This is a genomic window from Micromonospora hortensis (assembly GCF_022230935.1).
In the GTDB taxonomy this organism is placed as follows: Bacteria; Actinomycetota; Actinomycetes; order Mycobacteriales; family Micromonosporaceae; genus Micromonospora; species Micromonospora hortensis.
On record NZ_JAKKFE010000030.1, the window covers coordinates 64,514 to 81,664 of the forward strand.

At 72.8% G+C, this 17,151-nt stretch carries 19 protein-coding genes; 2 read left to right on the plus strand and 17 right to left on the minus strand.

Going from position 1 to position 17,151, the window contains the following annotated elements; all coding sequences use genetic code 11:
- Positions 1–76: 76 nt before the first annotated feature.
- From NIE111_RS21770 to NIE111_RS21845, 16 genes are all read right to left on the minus strand, one after another.
- Positions 77–850 (minus strand): hypothetical protein, encoded by a 774-nt coding sequence (locus NIE111_RS21770; protein ID WP_238686139.1) that lies wholly within the window; start codon positions 848–850, stop codon positions 77–79.
- Between the two features lie 30 nt (positions 851–880).
- The gene (locus tag NIE111_RS21775) at positions 881–1,342 is read right to left on the minus strand and encodes a hypothetical protein (protein WP_238686140.1); all 462 of its coding nucleotides are present in this window, start codon (positions 1,340–1,342) and stop codon (positions 881–883) included.
- The gene (locus tag NIE111_RS21780; protein ID WP_238686141.1) at positions 1,339–2,268 is read right to left on the minus strand and encodes a carbohydrate-binding protein; all 930 of its coding nucleotides are present in this window, start codon (positions 2,266–2,268) and stop codon (positions 1,339–1,341) included. The genes NIE111_RS21775 and NIE111_RS21780 overlap by 4 nt, the downstream gene beginning before the upstream one ends.
- Positions 2,265–2,780, minus strand: coding sequence for a phage tail protein (locus NIE111_RS21785; RefSeq protein WP_238686142.1), 516 nt, complete (start codon positions 2,778–2,780; stop codon positions 2,265–2,267). Before NIE111_RS21785 ends, NIE111_RS21780 begins: the two co-directional genes overlap by 4 nt.
- Positions 2,761–5,430: a putative baseplate assembly protein gene (locus NIE111_RS21790; RefSeq protein ID WP_238686143.1), complete on the minus strand. Its 2,670-nt coding sequence runs from the start codon at positions 5,428–5,430 to the stop codon at positions 2,761–2,763. Before NIE111_RS21790 ends, NIE111_RS21785 begins: the two co-directional genes overlap by 20 nt.
- Complete coding sequence (locus NIE111_RS21795; RefSeq protein WP_238686144.1) at positions 5,427–5,861, minus strand: GPW/gp25 family protein; 435 nt, start codon at positions 5,859–5,861, stop codon at positions 5,427–5,429. The genes NIE111_RS21790 and NIE111_RS21795 overlap by 4 nt, the downstream gene beginning before the upstream one ends.
- Complete coding sequence (locus NIE111_RS21800; RefSeq protein WP_238686145.1) at positions 5,858–6,196, minus strand: hypothetical protein; 339 nt, start codon at positions 6,194–6,196, stop codon at positions 5,858–5,860. Before NIE111_RS21800 ends, NIE111_RS21795 begins: the two co-directional genes overlap by 4 nt.
- Positions 6,196–7,788, minus strand: coding sequence for a contractile injection system protein, VgrG/Pvc8 family (locus NIE111_RS21805; protein WP_238686146.1), 1,593 nt, complete (start codon positions 7,786–7,788; stop codon positions 6,196–6,198). The genes NIE111_RS21800 and NIE111_RS21805 overlap by 1 nt, the downstream gene beginning before the upstream one ends.
- The gene (locus NIE111_RS21810) at positions 7,785–8,666 is read right to left on the minus strand and encodes a CIS tube protein (RefSeq protein WP_238686147.1); all 882 of its coding nucleotides are present in this window, start codon (positions 8,664–8,666) and stop codon (positions 7,785–7,787) included. Before NIE111_RS21810 ends, NIE111_RS21805 begins: the two co-directional genes overlap by 4 nt.
- A complete protein-coding gene (locus tag NIE111_RS21815; RefSeq protein ID WP_238686148.1) occupies positions 8,666–10,048 on the minus strand; it encodes a hypothetical protein in 1,383 nt (460 codons plus the stop codon). The genes NIE111_RS21810 and NIE111_RS21815 overlap by 1 nt, the downstream gene beginning before the upstream one ends.
- On the minus strand, positions 10,023–10,505 hold the full coding sequence (locus NIE111_RS21820) for a phage tail protein (protein ID WP_030327509.1): 483 nt from the start codon (positions 10,503–10,505) through the stop codon (positions 10,023–10,025). The genes NIE111_RS21815 and NIE111_RS21820 overlap by 26 nt, the downstream gene beginning before the upstream one ends.
- 1 nt (position 10,506) lies before the next feature.
- Entirely contained in the window at positions 10,507–11,769 is a 1,263-nt protein-coding gene (locus NIE111_RS21825) for a phage tail sheath family protein (protein ID WP_238686149.1), read from the minus strand.
- Positions 11,770–11,792: 23 nt separating this feature from the next.
- Positions 11,793–12,491, minus strand: coding sequence for a carboxypeptidase regulatory-like domain-containing protein (locus tag NIE111_RS21830; protein WP_238686150.1), 699 nt, complete (start codon positions 12,489–12,491; stop codon positions 11,793–11,795).
- A complete protein-coding gene (locus NIE111_RS21835) occupies positions 12,488–13,096 on the minus strand; it encodes a glycine zipper family protein (RefSeq protein WP_238686151.1) in 609 nt (202 codons plus the stop codon). The genes NIE111_RS21830 and NIE111_RS21835 overlap by 4 nt, the downstream gene beginning before the upstream one ends.
- An 11-nt stretch (positions 13,097–13,107) precedes the next feature.
- Positions 13,108–13,443 carry a hypothetical protein gene (locus NIE111_RS21840; RefSeq protein WP_210787143.1) on the minus strand — a complete coding sequence of 112 codons (336 nt, stop codon included), beginning with the start codon at positions 13,441–13,443 and terminating at the stop codon, positions 13,108–13,110.
- A gap of 145 nt (positions 13,444–13,588) precedes the next feature.
- A complete protein-coding gene (locus NIE111_RS21845; protein WP_238686152.1) occupies positions 13,589–14,371 on the minus strand; it encodes an LppM family (lipo)protein in 783 nt (260 codons plus the stop codon).
- 170 nt (positions 14,372–14,541) lie between these two features.
- On the opposite strand from NIE111_RS21845, the gene NIE111_RS21850 reads away from it, so the two are divergent.
- Positions 14,542–15,006, plus strand: coding sequence for an NUDIX domain-containing protein (locus NIE111_RS21850; RefSeq protein WP_238686153.1), 465 nt, complete (start codon positions 14,542–14,544; stop codon positions 15,004–15,006).
- On the opposite strand, the gene NIE111_RS21855 is transcribed toward NIE111_RS21850, so the two are convergent.
- Positions 14,976–16,139: an FAD-dependent oxidoreductase gene (locus NIE111_RS21855; RefSeq protein WP_238686154.1), complete on the minus strand. Its 1,164-nt coding sequence runs from the start codon at positions 16,137–16,139 to the stop codon at positions 14,976–14,978. The two genes, NIE111_RS21850 and NIE111_RS21855, sit on opposite strands and share 31 nt — an antisense overlap.
- A 67-nt stretch (positions 16,140–16,206) precedes the next feature.
- On the opposite strand from NIE111_RS21855, the gene NIE111_RS21860 reads away from it, so the two are divergent.
- Positions 16,207–16,836 carry a TetR/AcrR family transcriptional regulator gene (locus NIE111_RS21860; RefSeq protein WP_238686155.1) on the plus strand — a complete coding sequence of 210 codons (630 nt, stop codon included), beginning with the start codon at positions 16,207–16,209 and terminating at the stop codon, positions 16,834–16,836.
- The last annotated feature ends 315 nt before the right edge of the window (positions 16,837–17,151 follow it).

Sequence of the window (17,151 nt, forward strand, 5' to 3'; positions counted from 1 at the left end):
TCCGAGCCCGAACACCCCTCGTTGACCATGAAGTTATTGCCACGACACGCCGGGCGGAGTGGCAACAACTTCATGATCAACGGGGCGAGGAGCTGGTGCGGGTCGGTAGGGCTGCGGTTACTCGGACGGCCTTGACGATCGCCGGGATCGAGCCGATCAACAGCACCAGCCCCCAGACGATCGCGATGATCGCGAAGACCAACGCCGCCACGTCGTCGACGATGCTGACCAGGATCACCGGCACCAGGTTGTGCAGGAACTCCAGCACGACGGTGCACAGCAGCGTGGTGAGGATCAGCAGGACGAGACCCTTGTTCTGCAGGAAACGCGGCTGGGCCAGCACCAGCATCCCGGCCCACACCAGCTTGAGCAGCAGCACCAGCCCGAGCAGCACCGCCGCCTCGCCGACCGGGAAGAACCCCCACAGCGCCAGGTACGCCAGCGTGCCGAACGGGACGGCCAGGAACAGCGACACCATGATGGACAGCTCCACGAACGCGACGACCAGCGCGACCAGCCCGACGATGATCAGGATGATCGAGAAGATCAGGCTGGCGACGCCCTGCACCCGACCCTGGACGCGCTCGGGCAGCAGCAGGCCCAGGCAGAACAGCCCGGTGCTCCAGACCGCCACGGCGTCGACCAGCGCCAGGTAGCCGGTGCCCCGGCCGGACGGTTCGCTGACCCCTGACACGTCGTCGATCTCCACGTCCAGCGCCCCGGCGGTGTCGGCGAGGGCCGCGCCGGCGTCGGCGCCGCCGAGCAGCAGCCCGGCACCGAGCTCCACCCCGATCGCCAGGACGATGGCGAGCATGGCCAGCAGCAGGAACGGCTTGCGCAGGTCACCCACGGCGGCACCTTCCTCTCAGCCCGGGTCGGGTCAGGACGTGGCCACGACGACAGTGCAGCCGCCCAGGCCGGGGCAGACCAGGCCCACCTCGGTGGCCTGGTCGACGGCGATCTTCGCCACCGCGCCGGTGCCGTCCGCCGCCGGCTCGACCTCGTCGCGGATGGTGAGGTCGGCGTCGCCGGGCGCCCGGGCGACAACTGTGAACCGCGCCGCGCTGCGCAGCATCAGGGTGTGCAGCCCGCCGGGGTCCGCGATCCGCACCACGCAGCTGCCGGAGAACGTCAGCCGCCCTGCGTCGTCGGCGCAGTCGGCGCTGACCGTCGCCGGATCCACGGCGGAACGCTCGCCGCCCAGGGCGCCCAACCGCTCGACCAACCCGTGCCGGGCCTCCGGATCACCCGGCTGGTTGCGACCCGTGCTGACCGCGACCACGAACAGCGCCACCAGCAGGACGGCGAACAGCCCCAGCAGCGCCTTCTGCCGACCACTCATCGCGCCACGGCCTTCGCCACGATCTCGGTGAACCGGATCTCGTCGACGCCCGCGAAGTAGCGGTTGGTGCCCTGCGTCTTACCAACCACCAGAAGCGTGACCTGGTGGGGGCCCTTGGCGAGCTGGACCGTGCCGACGTCCAGGAACTCCGTCTTGCGCACTGTCGGCGTGAAACCGAGGAACGTGCCGCCGACCTGGTTGCCGTCGATGGCGAAGACGGTGTTGGCGTAGTCGAGGGAGGTGGTGCGTACCGCTGCGAAACGCCAGGTGCCGTCGGCCGGGATCTGCACCGTCACGGTGACCTTGTCGCCGATGGCAAGCCCTTGGAAGAACAGCTGCCTGTCGCCGGACCAGGTCACTCCGCAGCAGTTGGGTTGCGCCTCCACCTTCGCCCCGTTCTTCGCCGGGGAGTCCACCACCGCCCCTGGCACCAGGCTCTCCGCCTCGACGGTGACCACCCGCGGCTCGCCGGGGGCCGGCTCGCCGTCGCGGGTCAGCAACACCACCCCCACGGCGACCACCACCAGCACCAACGCCGCCGCGGCGGCGATCCACAACCACGGGGTACGCCGTGGCGGAGCGACCGCCCGCACCTCGTACGTGACCCGGCCGCTGGAGCGGGAACTCTCCTCCGGCGCGGTGTTCGCCGAGTACGCGAACCCGGTCATGTCGTAGCGCCGAGGCGGGGTGCCGGCCGGCACGGCGAGCTTGACCAGGAACGACACCGAGCCCTGGCCGGGTACCACCCGTTGGGGTTCGGTGACGGTGAACCACGCCCGCTGTGAGCCGTCACCGGGCGCCACGTCGAACACCACGGTGTCCGGCGCGTTGCCCGGGTTGGAGACGGTGAACGTCAGCTCGCCGCTGTTGCGCGGGTCGACTGTGAACTGCTCGGCGGCGGCGACGACCGCCCACTCGGTGGTCATGACGACTCCTCTTCCAGGACGATCTCGACAGTGGCCGAGGCGGGTTTCTCCGCCTCGACGATGCGGGTGATCACGGCGAGCTGACCGGCGGCGGCGACCGGCACCCGCACCACGACGTGGAACGGCTGGTCGGCAGGTTCGTCGATGCCGAAGCCCGACATCCCGGTGGCCAGCTCCAGGGCCCGGCACATCCCGTACGGGGTGCCGCGCCATCGGGCCAGCAGGGCGGCGTTGGCCACCAGGTCGCGCAGCCGACCCACCGGCAGCGGCAGCGGGGTGTCCGGTCGGGGCGAGGCCACCACGTGGTCCATCGCCACCCAGCGGGTCAACCGCACGACCAGCCCGTCCGGCGCCCGGTACGGGTCGAACAGCGCGTCCACCTCGGCGAGGATCGCCTCGTCCGGGGCGTGCAGCCCCTCCATCACGTCCAGCAGCGCCCAGAGCACGCTGCCCGGCACGCAGGCCCGCTGATAGGCGGCGGGCAGCAGCCGTTCAATCGCCGAACGTCGCATCCTGGCGCACCACCTCGATGTCGTGCTCGCCGGAGCAGAGCAGCCAGGTATCGGGGACTGTCACCACGTCGGCGGTGGCCTGGTTGGCGCTGGGCGTCCAGGTGACGGCGTCGGCGCTGCGGTGCACGCCGCGTTCGCCGCTGGCCAGGATCAGCCGCTCCGCCGCGCCGGTGCCGGGCGCGGCGCTCCCGGCCGTCGGGCCGCTCACCGCGATGGCGTCGACCGGCACGAACCGGGTGCGGTCCCGCAACGGCAACCCGCAGTTGACCGACACCGCCTGCCACTGCGGCTGAGCGGCCAGGGTGTCCAGCCGCAGCACCCCGCCGCTCTGCGTGGCCGCCACCGCCTGCTGACCGGCGAACGCGAGGTCCCGGCAGGTGCCGCCGCTCCACCCCGCCTGCATCGACTGCCACTTCACGTCGGACTCGAACAGCCGGGTGCGATGACAGCCCTGGCCGGGTTTCTTCGGATCCGGCTCGCCGGCGCCGCTCCACAGCAGGGTGGCCGGGCCGTCGTACTGCACGGCGAGGACCCGGTTGTCCACGTTGGCCAGACCGACGTGGGTGAAGCTGCCGGGTCGGCCGCCGCTGGTCGACAGGTACACCCCGAAGCTGGCCTGCGCGGCCACCGCCACCCCCGGCGCGCCCCGCTCGGAGACGAACGTGCGGACCGCGTAGAAGCCCCGGTCGGCGTCGGACGGGTCGACCAGGATCTGCAACGGCACCGCCCCGGGCAGCAGCGACACCTCGTACAGGCCGGTGTCGGTGGCGGCCAGCAGCGCGCCCGCGCCGTCGCGGTCCAGCCAGGCCACGTCGGAGATCCGCGAGTCCAGGTCGGTGAGCAGCGACCACGTCTCGCCCAGGTCGGTGCTCAGGTGCACCCGCGAGCCGCCCGAGGCGCGCAGCGTCACCACTGCCACCGAGCCGGGACGCGCGACGATGCCCGGCCGCACCGGCGCGGGCGCGGGCGCCACCCGCAGCACCGTCTCGTCGTCGAAGCGACCGGCAGGTTCCCAACCCGCGCCGCCGTTGCTGGAGCGGAACAGCACCGGGCCGCGCCCGGCGTACCAGGTGCGCGGCTGGTACTGGTCCACGGCGAGGGCGCGGACGCCGGCGTCGGGGGCCTCGTCGACCACGAACCGCACCGACTCGACGTAGCGCACCCCCGGCTCGGCGTGCTCCAGCAGCCGGTACACGTTGGACGCCCGCAGCGGCTCGCCGAACGGCCAGCCGGTCGGGTTGAGCGCGGTGGGCAGCGGACTCAACGTCTGGTGCAGCCGGTCGTGGATGCGGCGACGGACCGCGTCCACGTCCTCCTCGCGGCGGACCACCACCCGGGCCCGCACGGACACCGCCTTGAACCGCGCCCAGGTGGCCCGGGAGCGGATGCCGAGCATCCGGCGTTCCTCCAGGTCCGCCTCGACCCGGTGCCGGGCCTCGGGCACCTCGTGCTCGCGCAGCACCGCCACCGGCAGCCGACCGCCCGGTCGGGCCGCCTCGGGCACGTACGGCACCAGCACCACCTCGACCTCGCCCGGCCGGGCGAAGCTGTACACCGCCGCGCGGGTGAACGCCCGCGCCCGAGCAACCGCGCCGGAGCTGGTCGCGAGGACCTCAAAGTCGCGGGCGGTGACCGCCCGCTGCTGGGCGAAGAACTCGTACGGGCCGCGCAGCAGCACCGACTCGAGCGCCTCCATGTCCCGACCGCCGGCCGCCGGGGCGGGGTTGTCCACGCGTACCCCCGGTAGTGGGTCACGCAGGCTGGTCAGCGTGCCCGCCGCCACGTTGCCGGTGGGCCCGCCACCGGCGCGGTACCAGAGCCGGATCTGCCGTCCGGCCGGCGGCACCGCCGCGACGGTCACCGGCGGCACGGTGCTCGTCGGTGCGGTCGCGTCGGCGGTGACCTCGCCGGGCGGGGTCGCCCCGGCGGGGGGTCGCAGGTCGAGGGCCGGGGCGAAGATGACAGTGCCGGAGCACCGGTCGACCAGGTACGCCTTGGCCTGCGGGCCGAGCCCGGCGAAGCTGTCCACCGGCTGCCAGATCTCGAACGTGCGACCGTCGTGCTCGCGGGCCGCCGCGCCGAGCTCGACGGTGCCGGCCGGCACCTCCACCCCGAGCAGCAGGTCCAGCGCCTCGGCGGTGTGTGTCAGAGGCGCGTGCGCCGCGCGCAGCACCTGCCCCGGCTGGCCGGTGCCCACCCCGAGCAGCTCCGCCTCGACCGGTTCGCAGTGGTGCATCCGTACCGTCACCGACGTCTCGTCGGCGGGCAGCGACGTCGGCTCGGTGGTGACGAAAACGACCGGCCGGGGGTCCGCGCCCCGGGCCGCGGCGACCCGCAGCCCGGCCGGGATCCGGACCGCGCCGCGGTCGGTGCCGGTACGGGTGAACCGGACGTCCGCCCAGGCCGCCGTCGGCGCGTGCCGGGTGACCCCGAGCAGGTTCAGGAAGGAGACGTACGCCTTCTCCGGCAACTGGTTCAAACGGTAGATCATCACCTCGGTGAGGTGCGCGAACGTCTCCACCAGCGCCATGCCGGGGTCGTGCGCCGACAGGTCGGTCCACGCTGGGCAGGACTGCCGGATCCGTTCCCGGGCCTCGGTGACCAGGTCGAGGAAGCCGCGATCGTCCAGGTGCGGCACGGGCAGCGTCATGACGCTCCTCCCTGGGCGGGCTCGTCGACCGGGAGTAGATCCACTGAGAAGACCAGTTGCCCGGGTGTCAGGCTGGCCCGCACCCGGTAGTCCAACCGGATCACCAACCGCCACGCGTCGTCCGGGTCCGGCCCGGCGTCCACGTCGATCACCTCGACGCGGGGCTCCCAGCGGGCGATGGCCTGCCGGACGTAGTGGATGGCCAGACCAGCAGTGGTGTCGTCGTTGGGCGCGAAGATCAACCGGTGCAGCCGGGAGCCGTACCCGGGTCGCATCAGCCGCTCGCCCGGCGTGGTCGACAGGAGCAGGAACAGCGCCTGCCGGACGCTCTCGTCGCCCTCGGTCATCGCCAGGCCGCCGGCCGCGGTGAGCGCCAACCCGCCGGCGCGACCGGCGTCGAAGCCGGCGCCGACGAAGCGGAAGGCCCTCATCGGTCCGCCCCCAGGAACTGCTGGCGGGGGTCGCGCACCGTGTGCTTGACCAACCCTGGCGGTGTGCCGTTGGTGAACCCCTCCAGGTGCGACAGCACCACCCGGTGCCCGTCGACGCGGACCCAGTCGCTGTAGCCGACCCGGACGGTCAGCGTCGTCGTGCACGGCTTGATGGTCGGGCCGTAGTTCGGGCAGGCGACTATCTTGCGTCCCTCCGGGTCGTCGTCGACGAGCACGGGCACACCGGTGACGGTCACCCAGTGCCGCGAGGGTCGGTTCTCGACCCGGCCGTCGTGATCGCAGGTGATCACGGAGTCACTGTGGATCCAGCGCATCAGCCGCCTCCTTCATGGTGGGCGCGGGCGAGCGAACGGGCCTGCTCCGCCGCGGTGGTCGGGTCCTCGGTCGATTCGGCGTGCAGGAAGTCCACGCTGCGGGCGCGCACCACCATGGCCCGGCCGGGTGCGGAGATCACCAGGTCGGACGCCGCGTGCAGGGTGGCCAGGTCGGGGGTCAGCTCCAGGAAGCTGCCTCCCTGGGTGCCCAGCCGCAGGCTGCGCCGCACGTCGTCGACGACGATCGACTGCCCGCCGGCGGTGCGCATCGTCCAGCGGCGGGCCTTTCCGTCGTCGATGCCCGCGTCGTACGGCTCGACGGCGCCGAACAGCGAACCGAGCACGATGCCCGAGGCCGGCTCGCCGCCCGGCAGCACCACCAGCACGGTGTCGCCCGGATCGGGCAGCGCCACCAGACCCTTGCCCGGCCCGGCGCCGGGGCAGAGCACGGCGAGCCAGCCGGCGTCGAGGTCCCCGTACGCCGGCAGGGTCAACCGGACCCGGCCCAGCCCGTCCGGGTCGGCGACGTCGGTGACGTTGCCGAGGGTGACCACCGCGCCGCCGGTCGGGGTTGTCGGGGTGGCCGGCGGCACCGTGGAGAAACGGGTCAGGTGCCCGTTGCCGTCCACCGTGTGCACCACCTCGGTCAGCACGTACGTCCCGGCGACCGGGTCGGGCACCCCGCCGAGGTCGACGCGACGTCCCGGCCGTAACGCCGGATCGCCCTCGGCCACCCCCTCGGCCGTGACCAGCGCCGCCGCCCGGGTGTCCAGCCGGGCCTGGGCCAGCGCCGCCAACTCGTCGTCGCTGCGGCCGGGCTGGTTCACGGCGGTACGAACGCCGTCGGCGCCCACGTCCGCCGAATCCGGGCGGTCGTCGGCGGGCCGCCCGCAGCGGGCCGCGTCGACCTGCTGGCTGATCACCTCGGCCCGCTGCGGATGCCAGCCCAGGGCCGCGCTGGCACCGCTGGCCTGGTCGGTGTTCATGGACAGGCGCACCGTGTGCACCCCCGCGCCGAGCGCCAACGCGACCGGCTCCCCGTAGCCGGCGAGGGTGACCAGCCGGACCGTGTCCCCGTCGGCGGCCAGGTGCAGCCCGGCCCGGCCGGTCACCTCGCGCAGCAGCTCCAGATCACTGTGCCGGTGCTGAAGCAGCCGCTCCAACCGAGGGCCGTCGACCTCGGCGTCGACCGTCAGCCCCACCGCGCCGCACAGCTCCCGGGCCAGCTCGACGGCGGTCACCGAGGTGAAGACCCGCAACCCCTGCCGCTTACGCAGCCGGTGCAGCGGGTCGTACGCCCGCAGCCGCAGCACCGCCGCCCCGTCGGCGGCGTACTCCACCTCGACGCAGGTGACCTCACCGGTGAACAGGGCGTCCGCGTGGTCGGCGAGCCGTACGTCGAGCGCCGTCCCGGGGCGTACCGCCGGGTCGAACGCGCCGGTCCCGGCGGAGGTGGCGAGCACCAGCTCGGCCTGGGTGGGCTGGTCGAGCCGGGCCGCGACCCGCACTGAGCGGACGCGCTGACGAGCCGCGCCGACCAGCTCGGCGCCGTCCAGCAGGACGATCAACGCCCGGGGCGCGACGCTGGTCATGGCGTACCCCCCGGGTTGGTGCTGGTGGCCGTGGGGCCCGACGGGCCCCAGGCGGCGGGCGCGGTGGCGATCGAGGCCCCGACGAACGACGCGCCGGCACCCGCCGCGCCGGCCAGCGCCCGCGCGGCGCCGGTCACCGCACCCACCACCGATCCACCGCTCGGCGCGCCGGGTGGTGGGACGGCGAGGGTGGTGCCGGCCGGCACGGCCAACGGATCGGTGATCCGGTTGTGGTCGGCCAGCAGCCGCCAGCGCAGCGGCGAGCCCAGCGCGTCGTTGGCCAGCAGGTCGAAACGCACACCGGAGCGACTCGGCTCGGCCGCGCCGTCACCGGCGGCGATCACCGCGCTGCCCGGCGCGGCGGTCGGGGTGCTCGCGGCGGCCAACTCCTCGGCGAAGCCGGCCTCGGCCTGATCGGCCGTCTCGGCGGCGCGGACCAGCTTCAGCCGCAGCCAGGACCGGCGTGGCGACCCGGTGCCGGTGAACGCGTCGAACCGTTCCGCCACCGCGATGATCACACCCGGCACGTTCCAGGTCTTGCCCCAGACCAACCGGACCAACGGCGGTCGCAGCCAACCATGCTCGGCCGTGGAGTTCTCCGCCAGCATCCACAGCGGACGGGTGAGCACCCGGACGTCGGCCGGACGCAGTTGCGCCTCCACGAAGTCGACGTCGAAGAGCAGGTCCAGCACCAGCTCGGTACGGCCACCGCCGGTGAAGACCAGCGGGTCGTCGGCCAGACCGGCCCCGGTGAGCTGCCCGCCGCCGGCACCCCGTTGGCGTACGCCGGCGAGCCGGGTCACCTGCACGGTCTCCGGGTTGAGCAGGCAGTCCACCCGAACGCCTGAGGAGTCGATGAGGAAGGCGACGCGTTCCATCAGTCAGCCGCCTGTTCCCGGTCCAGTCGGGTCAGCTGGGCGGTGTCCACCGCCGTGCCGGCGACAGACCACAGCGCGGTGTCGTCGGGCAGAGCCGGCCACGGGTCGACGCTCCGCGCCACCGCGCTGGGCGGCGGCCCGTCAATGCCGGGCGCTCGTCCGCCGCTGGCCGTTCCCGTACCGGCGTCGCGCGGCGCGGCCGGTGGCCGGGGTCGCGCCGGTTCGCCGGGCAGGGCCAGCCAGGGGCCACCGTCAGCGAGGCGATCCAGGTCGCCGCGCGCAGAGGTCGACGGGTTCCCGGCGCTCGTCGCCGTGTAGCCGGTCCAGGCCGGGTCGATCCCGTCCCGGTTCGACCCGCTCACAGGGCGGTGCGCGACCACCGCGTCCACTCCCGGCGACCGGGCCGCGCTGGGTGCATCGCCACGCAGGTGACCGCTCGGGTCCTCCCTGGGGGAGGGCTGACCGTCCCCGTCGCCCCGGAACCCGTCGCGACCACCGGAGAGCCGGTCGGCGGTGGGTCGTACGGGAGACGAGTCGGCGGAACGCCAGTGGTCGACCTCGCCGGACCACAGAGCTTCCAGGGGCGGGTGTGAGGTGGTTCGGGTGACTTCGGCCTCCGCCCGGTGCGGGCGGCCGCTCGGCGAACTGTGCTGCCCGAAGACCATGGAGGGGATCGGCTGTCGGGGTCCATCCGCCCGGGGCAGCTCGCTCGCGTCGGCGGCCGCGGGGTCGAGGGCTGTGGTGTCGGGGTTCGTGGTGTCCGGGTTCGTGGTGTCGAGCCGGGTCGTCCGCCGTTCCGGGGGCACCTCCGCGCTCGGTCTCACCGGCCAGGTGGATCCGGCCGGCGGGCGCGACGCGTCCGGCCGGGTGGATCCGGCCGGCGGGGTTGTCAGGTCCGAGCCGGACGAAGGCGTCCCGCTCGCACCGGAACCACCCGCGTCCCCCTCGTTGCCGAGCCTGCCGGATCTGCTGGACCTGCTGGACCCGTCGGACCTGCCGGACGTGCTGGACCTGCTGGACCTGCTGGACCTGCTGGACCTGCCGGACCCGTCGGGCCTGGCGTTCGCGGCCGGGTCCGCACCGTCGGCGTCGACCCGACCGGTGGATCCGCCCTGCCCGTCGCTGTGGGCCCCGACCTCGGCGATGCCGGTCGGGGAAGGGTCGAGGTCCAGGTCATGCAGCAGGCCGGGCGCGTGGGCGGCGACCAGGTCCAGCCAGTGCCGCGGAGGCTCCCCGAAGCGGCGTGGGGCCACCACGGGCGTCTGCGTCGACGGTGGAAGCTGGCCAGCGGGCTCGACCCGCCCGGCGAGGCGCTGCGCCGCCCCGGCCGCCGAGCGCAACCGGCCGGCCAGCCAGCTACGCGGGCGTCGGCGCGGTGGCACCGCCGGTCTCCAGCTCCAGGCCCTCGTAGCGCAGGGTCAGCGAGGCGATGGCGATCTCGTGGCTGAGGGTGTTGAGGTGTGCCCCGCGCCACCGGGTGGGCCAGGCGTCGATCAGGTTCCAGCGCAGCACCTCGGCCGTCCCGACCGAGTCGAGCAGCACCACCGAGACGTTGCGCCGGTTGAGGGTGCCCTGGGCGGTGGCGTTCACCCAGTCCCACAACTCTCGGGAGGCGGTGAGGCCGAAGTGCAGCGTCACCGGCTCGTACTCGGCCTGACCGGGCACCATCCGCATCCGACCCAGGCCGTGCTCCCGGTATGGCTGCCCGGGGATGTTCACCTCCAACCCGGTCATCTCGGTGAAGTGGCCGTTGGTGACGCCGTTGATGAGCAGTCGGAAGTTGTAGGCCCGGTACGGGTCGACCGGGGCCCCGGGTTGCGGGGTGGCGGTGGTGGGCATGTCAGCCTCCGATCGTCTCGGTCTCGGTGCCGCCGGCCCACTGGCTCAGCTTGAACACCACGAATTCGGCGGGCTTGACGACCGCGATGCCGATGTGGGCGATCACCATGCCCGCGTCGCGGACGTCCGGCGGGTTGGTCTCCTCGTCGCACTTGACGAAGAACGCCTCCTCCGGGCTGCGCCCCAGCAGCGCGCCGTCGCGCCACACCCGGGTGAGGAACGCCCCGATGTCGCGTCGGATCGAACGCCAGAGGGTGAAGTCGTTGGGCTCGAACACCATCCACCGGGTGCCGTTGGCGATTGCCTGCTCGATGGCGATGCTGAGGCGTCGGACGTTGAGGTAGCGCCACTCGCTGGCTTCGGCGGCGAGCGTACGGGCGCCCCAGACGCGGATGCCCTCACCGGCGAAGTAGCGGATCACGTTGACGCCCTTGGGATTGAGCACGTCGTGTTCCGGTCGGGTGACCAGGTAGCCCAGGTCGACGGCCCCGCGTACCGGCTCGTTGGCCGGTGCCTTGTGCACCCCGCGCAGGGCATCGGTGCGGGCCCAGATGCCGGCCAGGTGCCCGCTCGGCGGGGTGAGTTCCAGTTCGCCGCTGATCGGGTCGCGTACCCGTAGCCAGGGGTAGTAGAACGCGCCGAACTCGGACTGTCGCGGCCGGTAGGCGGCCCCCTCGTGGCCGCCGGAGCCGCCCGGCTGGGCCGCGCTGCCGCCGGGACCGCCGGCCGCGCCGCCTCCCGTACCCTCGGCGGGCTTGGGCGGTTTGCCGGAGGACGGGGTGGCCACCCGGGTCAACGCGGAGATGTCGTCGATGTCCGGTGCCGGGTCGCAGATCGCGACCATGGTGCGGGTGCGCTCGGCCATGCTGAGCAGCGCCTCGTGGGACACCACGTCGTGGAAACCGGGCGCGGCGATGATGGAGATCTCGTCGACGGCCTCCAGCAGTTGCAGACCACCGCGCCGCTGCCCGGAGCCGGTGATCGCGCCACCCTCGCCGACGTTGACCACCCAGCAGCGCGCGCCCCCGTTGTCCAGGAAGCCGAAGACCGCGCGAGCCAGCGGGGTGCTCTCCACCCGCTCCCCACCGGCGAAGAGCCGCAGGAACTCCGTCCAGTTGTTGACCGGCACCGCCTTGCCCAGGTGGGCGGAGCGGTCCGGGGCGACGCCGACGAAGGCGGCGATGCTGGTGCTCGCCGGCCCGATCGGTCGGGCGCCGCTGGGGACCTCCTCGACGTAGATGCCGGGGGAGAAGTAACTGGGCATCGGTCCTCCTGTGCCTGTGGGTGTCAGTGGGTCGGTGGCGCGCAGACGATGACGATGTCGTCCTCGGTCGGGTCGACGTCGGCGGTGAGGACGAGCCCGCGTCCGGTCAGCCGCAGCCGGACCGGGCTCGGGTGCTCGGGGTCATGCGGAACGCCGACGATCAGGAACCGGCCCTCGGTGTCGGTGTGGGTGGCGGCCCCGGTGGCGGGCAGCTCGACCCGCATCGCGGCCAGTGGCTGCTCCTGGGGGCCGATCACCCGCCCACCGAGGCTGCGCACGTCGAGTTGCCGCAACCGCAGCGGTTGCAGCACCGGCGGCGCGGCCGGAGTCGGGTGGTCCACCTGTGCCGCCACGTCGATCAGCAGCGCCGGGCGGGGCGCCGTACCGAACGCCGTCCACAGTGGTGGGTCGCCGGCCTCCAGCACGACCGGGTAGTTGCCGTCGCTGGTCGCGGCGGTGAGCACCCGGTCCAGCCGGGGCAACCCGGCCGGACCGGTGACGCAGAGCAGGTGGCGGACAGTGAACCGGTACGGTTCGCGGACCGCGCCGCTGGAGCGGGTCTGCCGGGCAGGGCGCAGGTCCATCGGCCAGAGGGTGAGTCCGTCGGCGTCGTCGCACGCGCGGGGCGGACCGACCGGGACCGGTTGCCCCGCCGCGCTGGTCACCCAGGCGACCAACTCGGCGGTGGCGGTCTCGATCGGTCCGCGCCCGTGGGTGGTCATCGCGGCGGCGTCCCCTGGATCCGGTACGCGATGGCCTCGTTCCACACGTGCGGGTAGACGCCGATCTCGAAGTATCGGGTGAAGCGGTTGATCGGCGCGTTGGTGTGGTCGTGGTAGAGCAGCCACACCGGCGCGATGGTGAACAGGACGTAGTTGGCCAGGACGAGGGGGATGTAGAGCGGCCCGAGCAGGCGACCCTGGAAGATGTGCACGTCCTCGTGCCGCTGGATGCCGGAGCTGGAGCCGGCGCAGACGGTGCCGATGGTGGTGGCGTAACGGGGCGAGACCCCCTCCACCACGCTGACCCGACCGCTGTTCAGTGACGTGGGCCGGTCCAGTGAGTGCCCGAAGATCAGGTGCACGGTCAGGTAGATGGCGCCGACGACAGTGTTGAGCAGACTCCAGGTGTGGTCGACGACGAAGAGGAAGATGCCGCGGGCATCCGAGCCGTACACCCCGGCGGAGGCCACCGACCAGCCGAAGACCGCGCCGACCACCAGGCCCACGACGGCGCTGATCAGCAGCCCGATCGAGCCACCGGCGAGGAAGCCGAGCAGGGCGGCGAAGCCGACCTGGATGGCTGCGCTGAGAATTCCGAAGACCATGACGACACCCCTCAGACCCAGGAACGGAAGACTCGGGGCTCACGACCGCTCGCGACCTGGGTCGGCGTCGCCTGTCGGTTGCCGGGCGGGAACTGGTTGACGCCGAGCGCGGCGGAGAAGATGACCAGCGCGTTGAAGAACGCGATGATCCACTTCTCGGCGCCGGCGTCGTCGGCGAACGCCGCTGTCAGGTAGGACAGCAGCAGCGCGATGGCGATGGCGATCCACTTGCGGAGTTTGTCGCCGCTCGGGCCGATCAGCCCGCCGATGACGTTGGTGGCCAGCAGGGTGGCGGCGCTCGCGCCGGCGATGGTCCCCAGGGCTGCCCAGGTGAAGAGATCGTTCATGACGATCCCCCTTCTGCGATGGTGCGACCGGGATGTGGTGGTGGTGAGGTCCGGTGCCCCCCACGGGGAGCACCGGGGCCGGTCGCCGTCGTTTCCGGGGGCGGCCGGAGCCGGGCGTGGCCGGCTGAGCCGGCCACCAGATGGATCAGCCAGGCCCCGGGGCGCCGGCGGGCGGGCCCGGCGGCGGGGTCGGACCGGGCGCCACCGGCGCCGCGGGGTGACGGCGGCGCACCAGGAGTACGCCCACCGCGGCGAGCAGCAGCAGGAGGAGGACACCGCCGACGACCAGCAGCCAGGGGAATCCGCCGTCGTCCTCCTCGCCGGCGGCAACCGGCGAGGTGGACGGTCGAGGTGGCGCCTCGGCCACCGCCCGCAGTTCGGCTGGCTTCTCCTGGTTGGGATCGACCTTCCAACTGACCGAACGGCCGTTGACGGTGCCGTTGCTGTCGATCACCCGTCCGGGAAATGTCACCGAGATCTCGAACGACATGAGCTTGAGGAACGCCTGTTGGTTTTGCGGATTCTGCTCCGCAACCTTTCCGCCATATTTCTTCGGATCCAGCGGCAGCGTGAAGCGGTAGAGATCGCCATCCCTGACCAGTTTCACGCTCTCGGTGTCGAAACCGGCCAGCGGCGCCTTGCGGTAACTGATCTGGGAACCGTAGAAAGTGTCGTCCTGGTAAAGGGTTTCCTCGCCCGCCGGTAGGGCGGGGATGTTCTGCCGCAGCTCGGCGAAGGCGACCGGCAGGTTCTTGTTACGACCGCTCAGCACGGACTTCTGGGCCGTCAGCAGGAGCTGCCCGTCGACCGTGTCGTCGGCGTTGACGGTCAACCCCATGTTGAGCTGCATGCAGCCGCTCAGCGCGGCGAGAAGAACGAGGCACACCGCGACGCGGAGTGCCCTACCGCGGTTGACTCTCCTGTTCATGGGGTCAGTGTGTGTGATCGCTTTCACTATCAGCAGTCAGCGATCGGTCACAACGAAGTCGCCGATTGTACCGGCGCGCTGTCGTCTTTGATTGGCCCCCACGAGGACCCGAATGACTATTCTGGAGCTTTGGGGCAACGACGGTTCCTCGTCGGCCGTAGTCTGGTCCGATGAGAATTGTCGCGTGCGTCCTGCTGGTAGATCCCGACGGGCAGCTGCTGTTGCAACTGCGCGACGGCGACGCGACGCACCACCCGAACGTGTGGGGGCTGCCCGGCGGCCACGGCGAGCCGGGGGAGACGCCGGAGCAGACCGCCGAGCGGGAGTTGTTGGAGGAGACCGGCCTGCGCGCCGACGGTCCACTGCAACCGGTCGCCGTGCAATCGCTGCCCGAGCTGGCCCGGGAGAAGCACTACTTCCTCGGCAGCACCAGGGCCCGGCAGGAGGACGTGGTGCTCGGCGAGGGCGCGGCGATGCTCTTCGTCCCCGGCGCCAAGGTGCTCGACGGTCGTCAGTGGACGCCGGGCACCGTGGAGGTGTTGACCGAGTTCCTCGCCTCGGCGGAGTACGCCGCCCTGGCCACCGGCCGGATCGCTGGGCCAGCTCAGCCCGCCGGTGGTCGCCAGTCCGCGTAACGGGCCATGCTGCGCAGGGCGACCCGGCCCGGGGTGAGCCGCAACGCGATGGTGCGCATCGTGAGGGCAATTGGGTTGTGCAGCTGCTGTCCGAACCGGCCGGCGACGTAGGAGGCGCGGGCAATGGACTGACTGCGTGGTCGACGCTGCTCGTCGTATGCGGCCAGGGCGGCCGGCACTCCCGTGGCGCCGCTGGCGCAGACCGTTCCGAGCACCACCGCGTCCTCGATGGCCTGCCCGGCGCCCTGCCCGAGGTTGGGTGTCATCGGGTGGGCGGCGTCGCCGAGCAGCGCCACCCGGCCCCGGACGTACGAGGGCAGCGGCTCGGCCAGGTAGTTGATGTCGTTGCGCAGCACGACGTCGGGTGGGGTTGCCGCGAGAAGCGCCGGGATGGGGTCGTGCCAGTCGCCGAAGCGCTCCCGCACGGCTGCCAGCTCGTCGGGGGCGTGGCCGCCGGGCGGGGCGTTCAGCGCGCCGTACCAGTAGAGCTGACCGTCGCCGATCGGCACCATGCCGAACTCGGCTCCCGGCCCCCAGGTGATGGCGGCCGGGATCGGATCGGGAAAGGCGATTGCCGCCCGCCACGTCGTCGATCCGGCGTACACCGGGCCGGGGTGGTGCGGCCAGAGCTGGGCGCGCACCCGGCTACGAAGGCCGTCGGCACCGACCACCAGATCGGCGGTGAGAGTGTGGGGGCCGTCCGGCCCCTGGTAGCGCACCTCGGCGTGGTACGGGCCGGACTCGACGTGCGCCACCACGGCGTTTGTGTGCAGGGACGACGCCGGCAGGGCCTCGCGCAGGATGCGGTGCAGCGTGGCCCGGTGCACGCCGAGCGCCGTGGTGCCCAGCTGCCGGATCATCTCCGAGGCGTCCACCCGGGACAACCATCGCCCGTGCCGGTCGCGAATCCCACCGGGTGCCTCACCGTGTCCACCCCGGCGCAGGGCCGGGCCGAGGCCGAGGGCGTCCAGCGCGCGCACGGCGTTGGCCATCAGACTCAGGCCGGCGCCGACCTCGCGCATTTCGGGGGCGCGCTCCAGCACGGTGACCCGCCACCCCTGCCGGTGCAGGGCGAGCGCCGCGCTCAACCCGCCGATGCCGGCGCCCACCACCACCGCGTGTGAGTCGTCCATGTCGATCCTCCTTCTACACCTGTAGAAGAGTGATACTACCTCCGGACCACCAGAAGGGAGGAGTGCCATGACGGCGCGGGAGAACCGGATCGCGACACTGACCGACGCGGCCATCGAACTGATCGCCGACGGTGGCATGCGAGCCCTGACCCACCGGGCGGTCGACGGCCGCGCCGGAATGCCGCCGGGCACCACCTCGGCGTACCTGCGGACCCGACAGGCGCTGATCGAGGCAGTCGTCGGACGGCTCGCCGAACGGGACCGGGCCGACCTGGCCGCGTACGACCTGCCGACCGGCCCGCCACCCCCGACGCCTGCCCCCCGGCTCGACAGCGGCGACCTCGACGCCCTCGCGGGCGGTGTCGCCGAGGTGCTCGACCGCTGGCTGAGCACCGGACGCAGCCGAAGCCTCGCCCGCTACGCCTGCCTGCTGGAGGCGGTGCACCGGCCCGAGCTGCGCGGCATCCTGCAACACGGCACCGGCCTGCGGGTGCAGGCCCGGGATCTGCTGACCCGGGCCGGGGCCACCGACCCCGACCGGCAGGGCGACCAGTTCGTGGCGTTCGTGGACGGGCTGCTCTTCGACCGGCTGGCCGGCGCGGGCGCGCTCAGCGCCCCACCGCCCGGCACCGCGGCCAGCCGGGCCGACCTGAGCGCCGCCGTCCGTACGCTGCTACGCGCCCTCACCGGAAGCTGACCCGGCCGGCGCCGGTCGGCGAGCGGGCCGTCAGGCCTGACGGTGTGGGCCTGACGGTGTGGGCCTGACGGTGTGTGGGCCCGGCTGCGTGCGGACCCGACGGTGTGCGGGCCTGGCTGGGTGCGGGCCCGTCTGCGCGCTGGCACCCGGGCGGGTCGCGAGCAGCCCGGTGATCAGGTCCGCCGCGTGATGGGAGACGATCGCCCCGAGATGCCGTGGGCCGCCGGCTTGGTGTCGTGGGCCGGCCCTTTGGAGCTGAACCGTTTGCGACATCGCGCCTGATGCCGTGGGCCGCCGGCATGGTGTCGTGGGCCG